The sequence below is a fragment of the Marinobacter sp. genome, assembly GCF_040882185.1.
In the GTDB taxonomy this organism is placed as follows: domain Bacteria; phylum Pseudomonadota; class Gammaproteobacteria; order Pseudomonadales; family Oleiphilaceae; genus Marinobacter.
Genome location: NZ_JBBEBW010000017.1, coordinates 1 through 17322, shown reverse-complemented (window position 1 = coordinate 17322; position 17322 = coordinate 1). Strand labels below are relative to the sequence as shown.

The 17322-nt window shown below is 57.8% G+C and carries 18 protein-coding genes, 1 pseudogene and 1 riboswitch; of the genes and pseudogenes, 9 read left to right on the top strand and 10 right to left on the bottom strand.

What is annotated here, in order from left to right; all coding sequences use genetic code 11:
* The first annotated feature begins 142 nt into the window (after nt 1–142).
* From WEB64_RS09710 to WEB64_RS09700, 3 genes are read left to right on the top strand one after another with little or no spacing between them, the layout of a single operon-like run.
* Nucleotides 143–1249 carry a zinc-binding dehydrogenase gene (locus WEB64_RS09710; RefSeq protein WP_368058803.1) on the top strand — a complete coding sequence of 369 codons (1107 nt, stop codon included), beginning with the start codon at nt 143–145 and terminating at the stop codon, nt 1247–1249.
* An 11-nt stretch (nt 1250–1260) separates the two neighbouring features.
* Complete coding sequence (locus WEB64_RS09705) at nt 1261–2676, top strand: aldehyde dehydrogenase family protein (protein ID WP_368058801.1); 1416 nt, start codon at nt 1261–1263, stop codon at nt 2674–2676.
* A 17-nt stretch (nt 2677–2693) separates the two neighbouring features.
* Nucleotides 2694–3119: a hotdog fold thioesterase gene (locus WEB64_RS09700; RefSeq protein ID WP_368058799.1), complete on the top strand. Its 426-nt coding sequence runs from the start codon at nt 2694–2696 to the stop codon at nt 3117–3119.
* Between the two features lie 19 nt (nt 3120–3138).
* Here WEB64_RS09700 and WEB64_RS09695 read toward each other — a convergent pair whose 3' ends face one another.
* Complete coding sequence (locus tag WEB64_RS09695) at nt 3139–3837, bottom strand: crotonase/enoyl-CoA hydratase family protein (RefSeq protein ID WP_368058798.1); 699 nt, start codon at nt 3835–3837, stop codon at nt 3139–3141.
* A gap of 210 nt (nt 3838–4047) precedes the next feature.
* On the opposite strand from WEB64_RS09695, the gene WEB64_RS09690 reads away from it, so the two are divergent.
* From WEB64_RS09690 to WEB64_RS09680, 3 genes and pseudogenes are all read left to right on the top strand, one after another.
* Nucleotides 4048–4317: a hypothetical protein gene (locus WEB64_RS09690; protein WP_368058796.1), complete on the top strand. Its 270-nt coding sequence runs from the start codon at nt 4048–4050 to the stop codon at nt 4315–4317.
* 21 nt (nt 4318–4338) lie between these two features.
* Nucleotides 4339–4791 (top strand): SRPBCC family protein, encoded by a 453-nt coding sequence (locus WEB64_RS09685; RefSeq protein ID WP_368058794.1) that lies wholly within the window; start codon nt 4339–4341, stop codon nt 4789–4791.
* Nucleotides 4790–5029 (top strand): annotated as a pseudogene (locus tag WEB64_RS09680) (superoxide dismutase family protein); the annotation flags it as partial. The gene WEB64_RS09685 and the pseudogene WEB64_RS09680, both read left to right, overlap by 2 nt.
* Nucleotides 5030–5374: 345 nt before the next feature.
* Here WEB64_RS09680 and yghU read toward each other — a convergent pair.
* The 7 genes from yghU to WEB64_RS09645 all read right to left on the bottom strand — a co-directional run bounded on the left by yghU (nt 5375) and on the right by WEB64_RS09645 (nt 12748).
* Entirely contained in the window at nt 5375–6259 is an 885-nt protein-coding gene (yghU, locus tag WEB64_RS09675) for a glutathione-dependent disulfide-bond oxidoreductase (protein WP_368058792.1), read from the bottom strand.
* Between the two features lie 118 nt (nt 6260–6377).
* Nucleotides 6378–7682: a TRAP transporter large permease gene (locus WEB64_RS09670; RefSeq protein ID WP_368058790.1), complete on the bottom strand. Its 1305-nt coding sequence runs from the start codon at nt 7680–7682 to the stop codon at nt 6378–6380.
* A complete protein-coding gene (locus tag WEB64_RS09665; RefSeq protein ID WP_368058788.1) occupies nt 7672–8166 on the bottom strand; it encodes a TRAP transporter small permease in 495 nt (164 codons plus the stop codon). The genes WEB64_RS09670 and WEB64_RS09665 overlap by 11 nt, the downstream gene beginning before the upstream one ends.
* Before the next feature lie 74 nt (nt 8167–8240).
* Complete coding sequence (locus tag WEB64_RS09660; protein ID WP_368058786.1) at nt 8241–9248, bottom strand: DctP family TRAP transporter solute-binding subunit; 1008 nt, start codon at nt 9246–9248, stop codon at nt 8241–8243.
* 135 nt (nt 9249–9383) lie between these two features.
* Nucleotides 9384–10010: a QsdR family transcriptional regulator gene (locus tag WEB64_RS09655; protein ID WP_368058784.1), complete on the bottom strand. Its 627-nt coding sequence runs from the start codon at nt 10008–10010 to the stop codon at nt 9384–9386.
* A 126-nt stretch (nt 10011–10136) separates the two neighbouring features.
* The gene (locus tag WEB64_RS09650; protein ID WP_368058782.1) at nt 10137–10871 is read right to left on the bottom strand and encodes a 3'-5' exonuclease; all 735 of its coding nucleotides are present in this window, start codon (nt 10869–10871) and stop codon (nt 10137–10139) included.
* The gene (locus WEB64_RS09645) at nt 10871–12748 is read right to left on the bottom strand and encodes a putative nucleotidyltransferase substrate binding domain-containing protein (protein ID WP_368058780.1); all 1878 of its coding nucleotides are present in this window, start codon (nt 12746–12748) and stop codon (nt 10871–10873) included. The genes WEB64_RS09650 and WEB64_RS09645 overlap by 1 nt, the downstream gene beginning before the upstream one ends.
* A gap of 150 nt (nt 12749–12898) precedes the next feature.
* Here WEB64_RS09645 and cobU point away from each other — a divergent pair, with 150 nt between their 5' ends.
* Nucleotides 12899–13486 carry a bifunctional adenosylcobinamide kinase/adenosylcobinamide-phosphate guanylyltransferase gene (gene cobU / locus WEB64_RS09640; RefSeq protein ID WP_368058778.1) on the top strand — a complete coding sequence of 196 codons (588 nt, stop codon included), beginning with the start codon at nt 12899–12901 and terminating at the stop codon, nt 13484–13486.
* Here the strand turns inward: cobU and WEB64_RS09635 are convergent.
* Nucleotides 13457–14062 carry a histidine phosphatase family protein gene (locus WEB64_RS09635; RefSeq protein WP_368058776.1) on the bottom strand — a complete coding sequence of 202 codons (606 nt, stop codon included), beginning with the start codon at nt 14060–14062 and terminating at the stop codon, nt 13457–13459. The two genes, cobU and WEB64_RS09635, sit on opposite strands and share 30 nt — an antisense overlap.
* Nucleotides 14052–15071, bottom strand: a complete 1020-nt coding sequence (gene cobT / locus WEB64_RS09630) for a nicotinate-nucleotide--dimethylbenzimidazole phosphoribosyltransferase (protein WP_368058956.1) — start codon at nt 15069–15071, stop codon at nt 14052–14054. The genes WEB64_RS09635 and cobT overlap by 11 nt, the downstream gene beginning before the upstream one ends.
* Before the next feature lie 182 nt (nt 15072–15253).
* On the opposite strand from cobT, the gene cbiB reads away from it, so the two are divergent.
* Together cbiB and cobD are read left to right on the top strand one after the other, a co-directional pair.
* Nucleotides 15254–16177: an adenosylcobinamide-phosphate synthase CbiB gene (gene cbiB, locus WEB64_RS09625; protein ID WP_368058954.1), complete on the top strand. Its 924-nt coding sequence runs from the start codon at nt 15254–15256 to the stop codon at nt 16175–16177.
* Nucleotide 16178: 1 nt separating this feature from the next.
* The gene (cobD, locus tag WEB64_RS09620; protein ID WP_368058774.1) at nt 16179–17198 is read left to right on the top strand and encodes a threonine-phosphate decarboxylase CobD; all 1020 of its coding nucleotides are present in this window, start codon (nt 16179–16181) and stop codon (nt 17196–17198) included.
* Nucleotides 17199–17220: 22 nt separating this feature from the next.
* Nucleotides 17221–17322, top strand: a riboswitch (cobalamin riboswitch). This riboswitch is flagged as partial in the annotation.

Below are 17322 nucleotides of genomic sequence, written 5' to 3'. Positions count from 1 at the left end.
CGTCTCTTTGAAAACCGTGCATTGCCAGGGATGGCAATGCCGAGCCCCCATGGATGGGTCCACGGCGTGTTTTCAGAGAGACGCTGCCATCCTTGCACAACACTATTCCAAGCGGACTAGAGGATAAGGGGAGAAACAGTAAATGGATAGAAAAGCAAAAGCCGTCATCTGCCGCGAATGGGGCCAGCCCGTTCAGGTCGAAACCATCAACGTTCAAGGCCCCAAACGAGACGAAATCACCATCAAAATTGCCGCCTGCGGCGTTTGTCATAGCGACCATTCCGCCACCACCGGCAAAATCCAGTATCCGCCGCCGCTGGTGCTCGGGCACGAGGCAGCTGGTGTCATCATCGAAGTGGGAGAGGGCGTAACCGATTTTCAGGAAGGCGACCATGTAGTCAGCTCCTTCATCTCCATGTGTGGAAAATGCCGCCAGTGCGTTCGGGGCCGCCCGGTGCTTTGCGAAAATGCCCGCAAAGCCATGTTTACCCTGCCCGACGGCACCGTTCGCACCACCGACTCAGAAGGCAAAGACCTGAACGTCTTTGGCGCCTGCGGCGTGATGGCGGAGTACGCCACCCTTCACGTCGATAACGTCGTCAAAATCGAACCAGGCGTGCCCTTGCAGAACGCCGCACTGGTGGGTTGTGCGGTCATGACCGGCGTCGGTGCCGTCTTCAATACCGCCAAGCTTGAGCCTGGTTCCCGGGCAGCAGTCTTCGGTGTCGGCGGCGTTGGCCTCAACGCTATTCAGGGCTGCCAGACCGCGGGTGCCGAAATGATCGTGGCGGTGGACACCAGTGAGTCAAAACTGGCGACAGCCCGGGAATTTGGCGCCACCCATACGATTAATATCAATGAAGTGGAAGATGTGGCCAAAGCCGTGAAGAAACTCACCGGTGGTGTGGACTACGCCTTCGAGTGTGTTGGCGCCGGCACCGTGGTCGCTCAGGCTTATAAATGCCTGGGCCGTGGCGGCACCGCGGTGGTGGTAGGTGTTGCCGACATGAAGGACCAGACCAGTTTTGGCACCTTCTCGATGCCCGCTGATGAACGCACCATCAAAGGCAGTTGGCTGGGGTCGGCCCGCCCGCAATACGATTTTCCGAGAATCATCGCCCTGTATAAAGCGGGCAAACTCAAACTGGATGAACTCGTCACCCGCACTTACACCATCGAAGAAGCGCCCCAGGCGTTCGACGATATGATAGCTGGCAAAAATGCCCGCGGCGTGATTGTGTTCGATTGAAGGAGCAAACCATGAAGAATCTGAACAAGAACTATATTAACGGTGAATGGGTTGAATGGCGCGGCGACACCATTGATGTAAACGAAGCGGCGACCGGGGATGTCATTGCTAAAGTACCTGCCTCCGGCCGTGCGGTAATGGAACAGGCCATTGAATCTGCCCAGTCAGCATTCGAAAGCTGGTCGGAAACCTCCCTGGATCAGCGCATCAAAGTGATCGAGCAGCTTCACGCTGGCCTGAAAGAACGTGCTGCCGAAATCGCCGAAACCGTCAGCCGTGAAGTGGGAATGCCCATCAAACTGGCTACCGGTATCCAGGCCGGGTTGCCCGCGACCGTGACCGGCAGCTACCTTAAAATGCTGCCGGATTTCCCGTTTTCCGAGCAGGTGGGAAACTCAGAAGTGCAGAAAGTGCCGGTGGGAGTGGTGGGGTGCATCACGCCCTGGAACTATCCGCTTCACCAAGTCATTCTGAAAGTCGTGCCTGCGCTGGCCGCCGGTTGCACGATTGTGCTCAAACCCAGTGAGATTGCGCCCATGAGTGCTTACATCCTGGCGGACATTCTGGATGGCACCGACCTGCCCAAAGGCGTATTCAATATGGTGTGTGGCCTGGGCGAGGACGCCGGTGACACCTTGATCAAACACCCGGCCGTTCGAATGGTGTCTTTTACCGGCTCCACCCGAACCGGCAGCCTGATTGCCCACGCCGCCGCAGACGATTTCAAACGCTTCGCGCTGGAAATGGGAGGCAAATCTGCCTCGGTTATTCTCCCGGATGCCGACCTCAAAGCAGCGGTAAAGGGTACTGTTAATAACTGCCTGCTCAACTCCGGACAGACCTGCACTGCGCTTACCCGCATGCTGGTACCGGCCGACCTGCACGATGAGGCCTGCGAACTGGCCGCGGAGGCTGTCGGAAAGATGACTCCGGGCAACCCGCTGGAAGAAACAACACGCCTGGGGCCTCTGGCCTCTGCCCAGCAACGGGACAAGGTCATCGACTATATCAAGCTGGGTATTGAAGAGGGCGCGACTCTGGTGACCGGCGGGCCGGAAGCGCCCGACGGGCTGGAGGCGGGATACTTCGTCAAAGCCACAGTGTTTGGAAACGTGAAGCCCGGCAGCCGCCTCGCCCAGGAGGAGATATTCGGACCGGTGCTCTGTATCATCCCCTACCAGGATGAGAAAGACGCTATCCGAATTGCCAATGGCACCGATTTCGGACTCTCCGGCGCGGTCTGGTCTGGTGATCAGGACAACGCCAAAAAGATCGCTGGTAAGTTGCGCACCGGGCAGGTGTTTGTCAACGGCGGCGCCTTTAACCCCCTGGCACCGTTTGGTGGTTTCGGGCATTCCGGCATCGGTCGGGAGTTCGGCAAGTGGGGGCTGGAAGAGTTTCTTGAAGTGCGCTCCCTGCAACTTTAACTGAGGTAGAATAAAGCATGAGTATCTGGACCGTTACGCCCACGGTGGGAGACATACAGGCCCGTTGCCGGGAAACCGCCGTGGAAAATCTCGGCATCGAGTTTCTTGAAGTGGGTGATGATTTTCTCAAGGCCCGTATGCCGGTGGACAGCCGTACCGTTCAGCCTGCCCGTATTCTCCACGGCGGCGCCTCGGTGGTGTTGGCGGAAACCCTCGGCAGCGTGGCTGCGAGCCATTGCCTGCGTAAAGAGGGTCAGCTGGTGGTCGGTCTGGACATCAATGCCAACCATATCCGTTCGGTCACCTCTGGCTGGGTACTTGGGACCTCCAGGCCCCAGCATATCGGTGGTTCCACTCAGGTCTGGGAAATCCGGATCGAGACCGAAGAGGGCAAACTGGTCTGTATTTCCCGGATCACCATGGCGGTGATTAACGCGCGCTGAGACGTCGAACAAGGGTTGTTCAACCCGTAAGCCCCAGGCTTTCCGCATCCTTTTCGATGCACCGATCCAGTAGCGCCAGATACTCGGCTTTGGCTTTAAGCTTGGTTTGCTGATGGGCCCTCATGTTCAACTTCTGGAACTGTTGAGCGAGTTCGTTTGCCCTCGCCATCAGCTGCTCCGGGGCAACAACTTCATCCAGGAAACCTGCTGCAACGGCGCCTTCGGGACTGAAGATTTCAGCGTTAATCACCGAACGGTAAAAATGCGCGGGCGCTAACCGGTGCCGCGCAATCTCAATACCCGCGTGATGCATGGTCATACCGATGGCCACCTCATTGAGGCCCAGCTTGAAGCTGCCTTCAATGCCAATGCGGTGATCCACTGACAGCAGGATAAAGGCTCCCTTCGCAATCGCATGACCACTACAGGCACCCACTACCGGTAACGGAAAAGCCGCCAGGCGGCGAGTCAGTTTGGAACCGATGTTTACGAGGGTCGATGCTTCCTTTGGACCTTTCTGCATTTCCTTCAGATCATAACCGCCGGAGAAAATACCGGGTTGGCCGGTCAGAATAACCACGGCCTTGTCCTGTTCAGCGCGATCAAGCGCCTGGTTCAGGGCCTCCAATACCTCGTGACTCAGCGCATTTGCCTTGCCATTATTGATGACAATTGTCGCGATACCGTCATTCAGTTGGTAACTTACCAGATCGGTCACTGGTCTATCCTCTTGCTGTGGTTGTCGTATTGTCGGGGGCGAACTGTGCCTTCCATATTTCTCATTTGATCCATTAACATGTCAATGATGTTTAAAAGGTTATCTCGGTAGCAGAGCTAAGAGGTTTCTTCTAAAAGGATAGAGATTATCGCACAGATAATTGCAGGACGGTTTGACGACCAGGAAAGTGCAGAACATGTACATCAGGCTTTGCAGGAAGCTGGATTCGAGAAGGCTTCGCTATCGGTTTTCTTTGTTAACCCCCATGGCCAGCATGAGGTACACCCCGTAGGTGGGGATGAAAGCGTTTCCCCCGGCGCGGAAGGAGCAGGTAAAGGTGCATGGGCTGGTGCCGGTGTTGGGGCAGCAGCGGGGGCGGCCGCAGGTTCGGTGGCAGGGTTGGTTGGGGCTGTGCTGGGCGGCGGCTTATCTGAAGAATGCTCAGCGGCAGCGCTGACGGATTTGCTACCCCTGTCATAAGTTAAAAGTCGGGACCAGAGCATGCAAACCATTGTCGTCAAACGTACCATAGCGGCCCCAATCGATCAGGTATTCGAGCTTCTAAGCGACCATGCCGGTTATTCAGCGTTTGCAGGTATCAAAGACGCCAGATTACTGAAGGCAGGACTGGACGACCCCAACGGTAACGGAGCCGTGCGTCGAATTGATCTGGGAGCGGTGTGGTTTGAGGAGGAAATCAGTAATTTCCAGCGTCCGACGACTATGGACTACAAGATTCTTCGCTCCCGTCCTCCCATGCAACATCAAAGCGGCCAGATTCGGCTGCAGCAAATACCGGAAGGTACCGCCGTTACCTGGACCTCGGTTTTCCGCGTCAGTATTCCCGTGATCGGTCTCGTGCTCTCTCCCCTCGCAGCCCATGCGGGTGAGAAAGCCTTTGGCTCGATTCTGAAAACGATTGACCGGAAATTGACCGGGAAGGCAAAGCGCTGACGGCCATCTCGGAGATCTCCCTGCACTCTTTGTCAACTCGCAAGGCGAATCAACCAAGCCTGAGTTAGCGCCAAGACTCTCGCTGGATGATTTCGCTGGACGCGCTGTGGTGATTCATCAGAATGGAGATAATTACTCAGACAACCCGGAGCCCCTTGGAGGCGGGGGCAGCCGGGTAGCTGCGGGGTCGTTAGCCAAGCGTAAATTCAAGGCCGCCTCGGCACTATCCCGCACTTGATGGACGAGATCGAGGAAGAAAAAGAGACTTATGACTTCGAGCTGCATGGTAAAACATTTTCAACACTACGCTTCCATCAGGGAGTTCGCTTTCCAGAAGCGAAGCTCCGGCTTGAAACTTCTTACCGATGGCGAGCTATGTGCGTTCCCAAAAACGCGGTTAAGCGAAATTTTCTCCGAATCCTTGCTGCTCTGTAATATATTTTTCATGATCGCGTCGAGGGATCAGGCCATTCTGGAGGAGGACATCAAGGGTCTGCTGAGTCTATCTCAGGGTTCCCCTGATAGGTGAACCCCGGGATAGATGAACCCTACAGTAATTTACCTCTTGGTTCCGTCTGACCGCTCAATCGTTACTTTCAAGTGGGTTCTCAACTTTGTCCTGGGTTCGCATCTCGAAATCACTGGCGTCGTGCCGTTCATGCAATTGCTCGCTGGGTTCGCCCCAGGTCCGGTTCACCATGCGGCCCCGTTGTATACCGGGCCGTTGACCTAGTTCTTCAGTCCATCGCAGCACGTGCTTGTAGCTGTGGGCTTCCAGGAATTCTGCCGCCTCATAGACTTTATTGGTCACGACCGCGCCGTACCAGGGCCAGATCGCCATGTCGGCAATGGTGTATTCGTCGCCCGCGATATACCGGTTGTCTGCCAACTGCCGATCCAACACGTCCAGTTGCCGTTTAACTTCCATGGTGAAGCGGTTGATGGGGTACTCGTACTTTTCGGGTGCATAGGCATAGAAATGCCCGAAGCCGCCGCCCAGGAAGGGCGCACTGCCCATCTGCCAGAATAGCCAGTTCATGGTTTCGGTGTGCTTGGCAAAATCTTTGGGCAGGAACTCGCCAAACTTTTCGGCCAGGTAAAGCAGGATGGAGCCAGACTCAAACACGCGGATGGCGGGGTCATTACTGCGGTCCATCAGGGCGGGAATCTTGGAGTTGGGGTTTACGCCCACAAAGCCACTGCCGAACTGTTCCCCTTCGGTAATACGAATCAGCCAGGCATCGTACTCGGCTTCCCGAATGCCTTTCTCCAGCAATTCCTCCAACATGATGGTGGCCTTGACTCCGTTGGGAGTGGCCAGGGAGTAAAGCTGGAAGGGGTGTTTGCCTACCGGCAGTTCTTTCTCATGAGTGGGGCCAGCAATCGGGCGATTGATCTTGGAGAAAGCTCCGCCGCTCTCGGCATCCCATTTCCAGACTTTTGGTGGCGTGTAAATTGGATCGCTCATGATCAGAGGCCCTCAATGTTGGAGGTAGAGTTTGGAGATGTTTAAAGGAACCGGAAGGGTAGCGGTTACGAAAGCCACTTCCCATGAGTTTTACCCACTACGTCCGGCTGATTTGCTCTTACCACGGCCCCACCACATACCCGAGTTTGTCCGGCAACCACAGCGCAATTCCCGGTATCAGCATGACCAGCAACAAACTCACCGCCATCGCAGCGACAAATATAAAGGCCCAGCCGATGGTGTGCTCCAGGCGGATGTTGGCGATACGCGTCGTTACCATCAGGTTGACGGCAACCGGTGGGGTGAACTGGCCAATGGCAATGTTCATGGCGAGCAAAATACCGAACCAGATCGGGTTCCAGCCAAAATGGTTCATCAACGGCAGGATGATGGGAATCAGGATCAGGTAGATCGAAATGGCATCCAGGAGCATACCGGCAATCAGTACCAGCACCATTACCAGACCCAGCAGAACCCAGCCGTTATCCGACAGGGATAGCAGACTATCCGCCAGGTGCTGGAACGTACCGAGGGTAGAGCCCGCCCAGGCAAAAATACCAGCCAGCGCGATGATGAACATAACCACGCCGGAGGTGACGGCGGCGTCGGTCATAAGGTTCCAGAGGTCCTTCAGGCTGAGATTGCGATATACCAGACAACCGATAATCACGCCGTAGGTGACCGCGACCACTGCCGCTTCGGTGGGTGTGAACAGCCCCGAACGCAGGCCCCCGAGAATAATTACCGGAGCAAACAGGGCCGGCAATGCGGCCTTGAAGCTGGGCCAGAAAGGCGGGCGTTCGGCGGTTTCCGGGTCTTCCCAGCGGTACTTTTTTGCAAAATACATCGCAGGGACGAGCAATGACAATCCGGCCAGTACGCCGGGGAACAGGCCCGCGGCAAACAGGGCACGTAAATCCACGCCCGGTACCACGATAGAGTAGAGAATCAGGGCAATCGAAGGTGGAATCAGAATCGCAGTGGAGGATGAAGCTGCGATGAGGGTGGCCGAAAACGGCTGCGGATAACCGGCCTTGCGCATGCTGGGCAGCATGACCATCGCCACCGCTGCGGCATCTGCCGGGCCGGAGCCACTCATGCCGCCCATTATGAGGCAGACGATCACCGCCACCACGGTCAGGCCGCCGTGCCGGGGGCCGATGATGGCCTGGGCAAAACGCACGAGACTGGCGGCTACCCCGGCCCGCTCGAAAATCAGGCCGGTGAGAATAAACAGGGGGATCGCAATCAGCGGATATTTGGCCACGCTGTTGTAAGTATTGGTACCGAAGGTTGCCAACATATCAGGGGGCAACCCCGTGAGAATGCCCACTGCGCCGCCTACGCCCAGGGCAATTGCGACCGGAACACCCATCAGCAGCGCCAGCAGGAAGGCGCCGATCATCAGTATGTCAGGACTCATGGATAACCTCTGGCCCTTCCTTGCCCCGCAGGCGATCGATGAGGTTCTGGGTCAGACGAATGATGATGGCGACAGCCAGCACGGGCAGCCAGATGACGTAAATCCAGTTCGGCAGTCCGAGCCCCGGGGACAGGGATTCCCATTGGTATTCCTGCAGCGTCAGAGTGCCTCCATACCAGGCAGTAAGGCCCAGCACGATGACTCCGGCCAGCCACTGAAAAACGTAAACGACTTTTTTGGCTTTAGACGGCAGGTGATGCTCGATCAGCTCAATGCGAATGTGCTGGTTATCGCGAGCCGCCACCGCAGCGCCGCCAAAGGTGACCAGAACCAGCAGGAACACCGAGAACTCTTCGGTGAAGGCAAAGGAGGCATCGGTGGCATAGCGGACAATCACATTGCCCAGACTGATCACGCAGATCGCGATTAGCGCCAGGGTCGCCAGCCAGGCTTCAGGCCGGAACTTCGGGGGTCGGATGGGCATGGCTACTCCGGTTCAGGCGGTCGGGACAATCACGCGCCCACCGGGTTGGCGGGCACCTGGACACGCCGGCTTTACTACTGACTATTGGCAACCGCTTCCTGGGCTGTTTTCACCAGATCTTCGCCGATGCGGGGCGTCCACTTCTCATAAACAGACTGGGTCGCTTCCACAAAGGCGTCGTGTTGCTCCTGAGTGAGTTCGGTGACTTGCACACCACGCTCTTTAATACCTGCGAGGGTGGCATCCAGCTCGGCACGGGATTTTTCGATCTCCCACTCGCCTGCGTCAATAGCAGCTTGTTTGAGGAGTTCCTGATCTTCCGCGCTGAACTCGCTCCAGACGCTGTTACTGACAGCAAACACCAACGGGTCTGCCATGTACCGCCAAAGTGTCAGGTGCTGTTGACCAACCTGATCGATACGCGCGACGTCAAAGACCGAGAGCGGATTTTCCTGCCCATCCACGGCGCCAGTGGTCAAGGCTGGCTTGGCATCAGCCCAGCTCATCTGGGTGGGGTTGGCACCCAGGGCGGTGAAGGTGTCCTGGAACAGCGGCGAGCCAACGACGCGGATTTTCAGGCCCTCAACATCCGCAGGCTCTTTGATCGCCCGCTTGGAGTTGGACAGCTCCCGAAAGCCGTTTTCGCCCCAGGCCAGTGGGGTAACGCCGCGCTTTTTAATGGCCGCGAAGATGGCTTCACCCGCCTCGCCCTGAGTAATGGCATCGATGGCGGCGTAGTCCGGCATCAGGAAGGGCAGCGAAAACAGGTTCAGCTCGGGGACCTGAGGTGACCAGTTGATGGTGGAGCCTACGGCCATATCGATTATGCCGGAGCGCATGGCGGAGAACTCTTTGGTCTGGTCGCCGGAAACCAGCTGGGAGTTACTGTAGATTTTCATATTGATCCGCCCGTCAGAGCGCTCTTTTACCAGCTCCACCCATTTGTCTGCAGCCTGCCCCCAGGGGAAGGCGGAGGGTAGAACGGTGGAGACGGTGTATTCGTCCTTGTACTCGGCATGGGCGATGGAACTGAACAACAGGGTAGCGGCGGCAGCGGCAATAAATGTGCGACGTTTCAGCATCTCGTTTTCCTTTTTATTGTCATTGATATGGCAGCAGCGGCCTGAGCACAAATGACCTCCGCAGTAACGGAGTATAAGAGGGGTTTTCCCCCGGACGCAAAATAAAAACGACAAGCCCGTTATCTTTTGTGCCTGTCAGCTCAGGGTGCCACCCAACAGTATCCGCACAGCTTTGCAGGCATCGTCCAACTCTTCCTGGCGGGGTTCGCGGCCACAAATGATGTCGCTGTACAAACAGGATTCTGCCAGCCGAACCATAAAGTACGACAAGCTTTCGGTTTTCATCGGCGGGCTGAGGTGACCGTCAGCGATCTGCTCCCGCAAGGTGCGGGCGTTGGCTTTAACCACCCGGCTATGAATGGGCGAACGGGTGGACGTGAGTATACGCAGGGCGTATTCGGGGTCTTGGGTGATGAAGGTTCGCAAAGGCTTGGAGTGCAGCAGGGTTTCGTTGATATAGCGGTACACCTCGACCACGTAATCGACGCCGCTGCCGGGGGTCAGTTCCAGGGCTTTGGCGCGCAACGGCTCGTAGGTGGACCATAGCACCTCACCGATCAGCAGGTCTTTGTTGCCGACCCAGCGGAATAGTGTTGCGCGGCCAATACCCAGTTCTTCCGACAAAGCCGCAAGATGAATCCGCTCCCCCTTCAGCCAATGTTCCCGGGCTCTGCGAAAAGCATCCTGTGGGGTCAACCTGGCAGGTTTCGGAGGGCGGGTTTGCCCGGTTATCTGAAAATCAGAGCGTTTTGCCCCCACCACGTTTACCTCTTCTCGGTGATATCGGGGAAAGTTTGTTTACGTGTACATAAGGTCAGAGTGATTTATGAGATTACTGGCCCCCCATACCAAAAGCAATCTGGGGTATGAAGGGCACCGGGCGGACTTTCAGAACCAGAGGTCCCCGATCGGTGTCTCCGGGCTGAAGTGGTGTTGGATCTGCGCTTGCAACAACTCGGCCGAGGCCAGGGCATCCGTCAGCGCGTGATGGGGAGGGTAATGGGGCAAGCCATAACGGCTGCGGCTATCACCCAACCGGATGGACAGCGGGGCTTTACCTCTTAGACGGCCAAACCAGTTGGGATGCCTGTTCGGATGCAGATGGGCCTCGATGGCCATAGTATCCAGAACCGGAAACTCAATGCCCTCCTTGAGTCGCCACCTCAGCGCGACATCCAGAAACGGTCGTTCAATGCCCCGGTGATGCACCACCACAATTTTTCCGGCAAGTGCAGTCAGTAAATCATCCAGAATTTCGGACAAATCCGGGGCCTGGAGGATATCAGTGTGAGTGATGCCGTGGATGGTGACGGAGCCCTGATGCAGTGGTAGCGGGGGCCGCACCACCCAGTGCCTGGCATCACGGCACCGGATGCGACCCAGCGACATGGGTACCAGGCCAATGCTCACAATGGAATGGCTGTGAGGATCAAGGCCGGTGGTTTCAAAATCGAGGGCAACCATGGGAACGTCGGATATCTGCGTTTCCGGTGCCACCGTGCCCGCTCCGTAAAATGCTTTCAGATGAGGGTCCGTGGCTTGGTCCTTTAGAAGATTGAGCCGCGCCGGCCAATCGATCACCCCCTCAGGATCGGGATTGCTGGAACTATCAGATAGGGACATTATTGGATGGCTCGTCCTGTCGACGCATGGTATCGGTAGCGCAGGAATTTCTGTGCGTTACTAAGTATCTGAAAGGCATCCTTGAGGTTACGACGCTCGAAGGTGGACAGGTCTTCCGGGCGGACATTGTTGTCCGGTTGCTGGCCAGCTTCGATGGCGGCCGCCTGATGCCTAATTCGCACGATGGCAATGAACTCCAGGGCGTCCCTCAGGTTCTCTACGCTGCCATGGGGCAACAGTTGGGTTTCAGCAACCGCGCGCAACCGCGCAAAAGAGTTCTGGGCCTTGGAGCCACAAGCCAGGGCATGCACCCGAATCAGGTCGGATATGGGCGCGGTGCCACGACGCTTGAGGTTGATGGTGTCATTCTGTTTGCCATCCTGCTCCATCACAAAGGTGCGGAAGAACCCCAGCGGCGGGGTTCGGTTGAGGGCGTTACGGGCGAGCAGGGCGAGGAACACCTGGCTCTTCTGGGCTTTCTCCGCCACTAGGGTCTTGAGTTCCTCGGTGTAAGCGGTATTGCCGTAGATGCCTTCAAGGTCAAAGAAGATGTTGCTGTTCAGCAGGGCTTCCGCCTTTGGGTTTTCAATCCAGTCGGTAAAATAGCTTTTCCACACACTCAGGGGCTGACGCCATTTGGTATTGGTGGCCATGATGTCGCCCGTACAATAGGTGTAGCCGCAGGAGGCCAGGCCGTCACTGACGAACTTAGCCAGCGCCTTGAAGTATTCATCGTGTTCGGCCGGGTCAAAGCTGTCGTCCAGCACCATGGCGTTGTCCTGGTCAGTGACCACGAGCTGTTCATCCCGGGCCATGGAGCCCAGGGCCATAAAGCAATAGGGGATCGGCGGAGGTCCAAGTTGCTCCTCGCCAAGGGCCAGCAGGCGTTGACAGAAGCTGCGCCCGATACCGGCCATCGCACTGCCGATCATATGGGAATTGGCGTCTTCGTTGACCATGCGCACATAACTGTCACGGACATCCTTACTGACGGCGGTTAGCCCGCGCACATCCTTCTGGCGGAAAATATTACTGACCACGAACAGCGTGCTCTGGGATTCATATTTAACGATGTCCGACAGGCCGATGATGCCCCGGGGCTCGCCATTATGGATGACTGGCAGGTGGTGCACGTTGTTATGTAGCATCATCAGCATGGCTTCGAATATAAACGCTTCGGAACTGATGGTGATCAGGCCCTCGGTCATGATGTCCGCCACCGGCGTTTCTGACGGCATGGCTTCAGTGAGTGCCCGGGTACGCAGATCGCGGTCGGTGATGATGCCTTTCATAACCGGCTTGGTGCCAGTTTCGTCCATCAGCAGTAGGGCCGAGACGCCCTGTTCGGTCATGATTCGAGCGGCTTCCTGCAGTCTTACGGTAGCAGGCGCAGAGACTGTCTCTCGGGAGATCAGCCGGGTTACCTTCGCGCTCATCAGGTTGCTTGACTTGCCCTGGCGTTCAACGGCTGTGCGCAGGCGGGTGCGGTCTTCGATCTCGACAAAATCGGCGAAACTGTCTTCAGTCTCCCACAGTTCCTGAAACATCACCGCCGGAATGCAGTAGATCAATGTATCTTCCAGAGCCTTGGCGGGAAAACGCACCATTTTGCCCATCATCAGACCGAACTGGCCAAAGATGTCGCCTTCAGTCAGGCGGTTGTAGAGCTCTCCGGAACGGCGGAACACTTCTACTGCGCCACTGCGAATATAGTGCAGTTCGGTGCTGGGCTGACCAACTTCCAGAATCGTCGAGCCAGCGCGGAAATAAGCGACTTCGACCTGGGCGACAATTCGGTCCAGCGTGGTCTCCGGTAATTGATCAAAAGGCTCGTGCCGAGCCAGATGGTTACGGATTTCGATGAGTTCGGCTTGCATGTTTCGGCATCCCTGATGAAACGGGTGACATAAATAAACCGCTTTCGGGCACTATACTTCGGGCACTATAGCAGTGCGGCACTGCGATGGGCCAAAATTGGCGATCACCATGACGTACTTTGTAATCCGCCAGAAAGGAAATACCTGTCTATGGCAATGAAACATACCTTGGCTATGGCAACGAAACATACCCTGGTAACCGGTGGCATCCGCTCGGGTAAAACCGCACTGGCGGAGCAGATAGCCATGTCCTCCGACACGCCCGTAACCTATATTGCGACAGCGACGGCCGGAGATGGCGAGATGACGGACCGGATTCGTCGCCATCAGGCGGAGCGGCCCGAGAGCTGGGGCCTGATTGAAGCGCCACTTGGCCTCGCCCGCGCGTTGGAAAAAGCGGCGGAGGGTAATAGCCCGCTGCCGTGTCTGCTGATCGACTGCATGAGTTTGTGGGTGAGCAATCTATTGCACGCTGGCGAACAGGTATTCAACGCTGAGCGAAAGGCATTTCAGGGGGCTTTGGCAAAGTATCCGGGTGAGGTGATTATAGTCAGTAACGAGGTGGGGCTGAGCACCGTTGCCATGGACCCACTGACCCGGCGCTTTTGCGATGAACTGGGCTGGCTGAATCAGGCATTGGCGCAGCATTGCCATCGGGTGATGATGAGCGTAGCCGGTTTGCCATTGGTGCTCAAGGATTGCTCTCGCTCAGCCGTGGGAGAGGAGACAACTGAGTGAGCCGTGATCGCTGCGGTCCAGCCGGACCCGGCTGCGACAGGCATAAGGGACCTGAATGGCGGACAGCACTCGCTCTCGTGGAATCCCCATGATGTGGCCGACCACTACCCGCACCACCCCGCCATGGCCGACCAGCAAAACCCGCTGACCGGCGAGACCTTCAGTCCATTCCTGCCAGGCAGCCTCGACGCGCACCTGGAAGTGGCTCAAGCGTTCGCCACCCGGCGGGGTATTGAGCTCGGCGTCGGCCCAGAACCGTGCCAGTCGCTCTTTGCCATAGCGGGTCTGGATTTGCTCCACCGTAAGGCCTTCCCACTCGCCGAAGCCGATTTCCCGCAGCCGGTCATCGCTGTGCAGGGGGACTCTCAGACGTTCGGCGACGGTTTCCCCAAACTGGATACAGCGCTCCATGGGGGAACTTAACACCACATCCCAATGCTCCGCTGGATCAATGACCGCATTCATTTGCCGCCACCCCAGTTCGCTGAGCGGGTCATTTTTGGTGCCCCGGAACATCGGGCCGCCTTCTGGTTCACCGTGCCGGATCAGGTCGATAATCGTGGTTTCATGGTTCATCAGAGCTTCCCGAGTCAACACCGGCATCGTCAAAGCTGGCCATCTCGTTGTGCAGGGCGCAGGCCTGGCGCAGCAGTGGCAGGGCTATGGCAGCGCCGCTGGCTTCGCCCAGGCGCATGTTCAGATCCAGTAACGGTCGTGCCATCAGAGCGGCCAGAATCCTGCTGTGGCCGGGCTCACCGGAACGGTGGGAAAAATGCAGCCAGTCAGCCAATCCGGGCTGTTGCAGCACCCCGACCAACGCTGCAACTGAGACAATAAACCCATCGACCAGGATCGGAATACGCCGGTGGGCACAACCCAGCATGGCACCAGTGAGTGCAGCGATTTCAAAACCGCCCAATGAGGTCAGAACCGACAAGGGCGTGACATCGTCACCGTGACGTCGCAGTGCCTGCGCCACCACGGCGGTCTTATGCCGTACACCGGTCACATCCAGCCCAGTGCCAGGCCCGACGATGACTGACGGCGCTTCCCCTAGCAGGACACAAGCGACTGCCGCTGCACTGGTGGTGTTGCCGATACCCATATCACCGCCTATAAATAACTGAGCGCCTGTGTCTGCAGCCCGTTGCGACACCTGATGGCCAGCTTCAAGCGCCTGACGAACTTCAGCCTCGGTCATTGCGGACTGCAACGCCAGATTGGCGGTACCCGGGCCGATGCGGTTGGTCAATACGCCGGGCAGGTCGGGTAGAGGCTCGACAGTGCCCAGGTTGATGACTTCCAGGCTGGCACCAAGATGTCTTGCCAGCACGCTGATGGCCGCGCCACCATGGGCAAAATTGGCGACCATCTGGCCGGTCACCTGTTGGGGAAATGCCGAGATCCCTTCGGTGCAGACGCCATGGTCGGCGGCGAAAATACTGATCTGTACCTGGTCCACTTTGGGGGTGTCGGTATCTTGCTGGCCACAGAGCAGGACGGCCAGTTCCTCAAGCCGTCCAAGAGAGCCCGGGGGTTTCGTCAGCACACCCTGATGTTCCCGGGCACGACTGATTCGAGTAATGTTTACGGCGGGAGGCGGCTGGTGCCAGAAGGTCAGATCGGTCAAGGTTACAGCTCTGGGTTGGGAATCAGTGAGTGATGGTGTAACGCACCATGGGGGCTGTCAAGTACACTAATCGGACTCGCAACGGCTGGCACCCAGCTACTGTTGCATAAGGCAGAGGGTGAACTGTGGATTCATTTCTGGGCTCAGTGCTGGTCTGCGTGGCCGCCGTTGGGGTGGATTACTGTCTGGGAGAGCCCCGCCGATGGCACCCGCTGGTTGCTTTCGGCAGGCAGGCAGAACGGATTGAACGCAAATTGAACACACCGTCGGGTCAAAGTGTTGGGCAGGGTGCGCTGGCAGTCGCGCTGATGACAGGGCCACCGGTATTGCTGGCGGTGCTGCTGATGTTCTGGCTGCCAACGGGGGCGCTCTGGGTGGTGTCGGTGCTCGTAGTGTGGTTGGCGTTGTCGCTGCGGGGACTGACCGAGCATGCCCGGGCCGTTGAATATCCGTTACGGGCAGGGGCTATCGAACTGGCCCGCACCCAGGTGGGCCGGATTGTGAGCCGCAAGGCCGAAGCGCTGGATGAAAGCGGGGTAGCTACGGCGGCCACGGAGTCGGTTCTGGAGAACGGAGCCGATGCCGTGTTTGCGACGATTTTCTGGTTCCTGGTGGCAGGCATTCCCGGGGTTGTTCTTCATCGGGCTGTGAACACCCTGGACGCCATGTGGGGTTATCGCAATGAGCGTCTTCTCACCTTTGGCCGCGTCGCAGCCCTGCTGGACGATGCGCTTAACTGGATACCGGCACGACTGACGGCCCTGACCTACGCACTGACTGGCAGAACCCGAACCGCGTTTCACTGCTGGCAAAACCAGGCCCATCTCTGGGACAGTCCCAATGCCGGCCCGGTGATGGCCTCAGGTGCAGGCGCCCTGAGAGTCACCCTGGGGGGGCCTGCCCCTTATACTGGCGGCATTAAACAACGACCCCTGCTGGGCACCGGCCCCAAGGCGAGTTCGTTCACTATTGACCAGGCCATAAGCCTTGTGCGCCGGGGTGTTTTTTTGTGGCTGGCCACGTTGTTGGTGCTGGCCGTTCTGTTCGGCGGGCTTTCATAACATGTCGGAACGACCCGTCCACGGTGGCCGGTTGCAGGCGGCTGCCCGAGCCCACAACATTCCGGTTGAGGACTGGCTGGATCTGTCCACTGGCATTAATCCGGAGGGCTGGCCGGTTCCCCCGGTTCCTGCTGAAGTCTGGCGTCGCCTGCCGGAAGACAACGATGGTTTGGTCGATATTATCCGAACCCAATTCGGCGCTCCTGATTACGCCGGATGTGTTCCGGTACCGGGCACCCAGGCTGCAATTGAAGCGCTGCCGTTCCTGCGGCCACCCTGTCGGGTAGGTATTCCTGAACCGGGCTACAGCGAACATGGCCATTGGTGGCGGCAAGCGGGCCATGAGGTGGTCCCACTCGCCCTGGAGCTTGCCCGCAGTGATCCTGAGTGGGCGAGTAGTCTTGACGTACTGGTGTGGGTTCAACCCAATAATCCTACCGGTCTGGCGCTGTCGCCGGACCAGTTGCTGGAGTGGTATGACCGGCTCGCCGGACGCGGGGGCTGGCTGGTAGTGGATGAAGCGTTTGCAGACGGCCTGGATGAGCTCAGCCTGGCCCGGGCCACGGGTTCTGAAAATCCCGGATTGGTGGTCCTGCGTTCTCTGGGCAAGTTCTTCGGCTTGGCGGGTCTTCGTGCCGGAGCGGTGTTGACGGACGCGACCATTGCCGCCCAGTTGCAAAAGACCATCGGCCCCTGGGCGCTCAGCGGCCCCGCCCGCTACCTCATGGCCCTGGCCCTGGAGGATAATGCCTGGCAGAGCCGGGCGACCGTGACCCTGATTGAGGAGAGTTCGCGGTTGGCGGCGTTGCTCGACCAGTTCGGCCTGGCACCTTCTGGGGGCACGCTGTTATATCAGTATGTTCCCCATCCGGACGCAGGGCGAATTGCCGAAGCGTTCGCCCGGAACGGCATACTGATACGGAGCTTTCAGCAACCACCCGCACTGAGATTTGGTTTGCCGGGTGACGAGACTCAGTGGCAACGGTTGCGCAACATCCTGTCCCGGATCAATTGTAATTGACCGCTGGCAGGGCGATTGATAGCCTTGCATCACTTTTTCAGGTGCTTTCGCACAATGCGTGCGCGAGTGAAACGGGAAGTCGGTGATAATCCGACACTGCCCCCGCAACGGTAATTGAGTTAAG

What these genes read in the sequence shown, in the direction of transcription:
- WEB64_RS09665 (WP_368058788.1), bottom strand. Translation starts at nt 8,166, where the DNA reads ATGCCCATCCGACCCCCGAAGTTCCGGCCTGAAGCCTGGCTGGCGACC.
- WEB64_RS09650 (WP_368058782.1), bottom strand. Translation starts at nt 10,871, where the DNA reads ATGTCCCTATCTGATAGTTCCAGCAATCCCGATCCTGAGGGGGTGATC.
- WEB64_RS09710 (WP_368058803.1), top strand. Translation starts at nt 143, where the DNA reads ATGGATAGAAAAGCAAAAGCCGTCATCTGCCGCGAATGGGGCCAGCCC.
- cobU (WP_368058778.1), top strand. Translation starts at nt 12,899, where the DNA reads ATGGCAATGAAACATACCTTGGCTATGGCAACGAAACATACCCTGGTA.
- WEB64_RS09645 (WP_368058780.1), bottom strand. Translation starts at nt 12,748, where the DNA reads ATGCAAGCCGAACTCATCGAAATCCGTAACCATCTGGCTCGGCACGAG.
- WEB64_RS09685 (WP_368058794.1), top strand. Translation starts at nt 4,339, where the DNA reads ATGCAAACCATTGTCGTCAAACGTACCATAGCGGCCCCAATCGATCAG.
- WEB64_RS09700 (WP_368058799.1), top strand. Translation starts at nt 2,694, where the DNA reads ATGAGTATCTGGACCGTTACGCCCACGGTGGGAGACATACAGGCCCGT.
- yghU (WP_368058792.1), bottom strand. Translation starts at nt 6,259, where the DNA reads ATGAGCGATCCAATTTACACGCCACCAAAAGTCTGGAAATGGGATGCC.
- WEB64_RS09635 (WP_368058776.1), bottom strand. Translation starts at nt 14,062, where the DNA reads ATGAACCATGAAACCACGATTATCGACCTGATCCGGCACGGTGAACCA.
- WEB64_RS09660 (WP_368058786.1), bottom strand. Translation starts at nt 9,248, where the DNA reads ATGCTGAAACGTCGCACATTTATTGCCGCTGCCGCCGCTACCCTGTTG.
- cobD (WP_368058774.1), top strand. Translation starts at nt 16,179, where the DNA reads ATGTCGGAACGACCCGTCCACGGTGGCCGGTTGCAGGCGGCTGCCCGA.
- WEB64_RS09670 (WP_368058790.1), bottom strand. Translation starts at nt 7,682, where the DNA reads ATGAGTCCTGACATACTGATGATCGGCGCCTTCCTGCTGGCGCTGCTG.
- WEB64_RS09705 (WP_368058801.1), top strand. Translation starts at nt 1,261, where the DNA reads ATGAAGAATCTGAACAAGAACTATATTAACGGTGAATGGGTTGAATGG.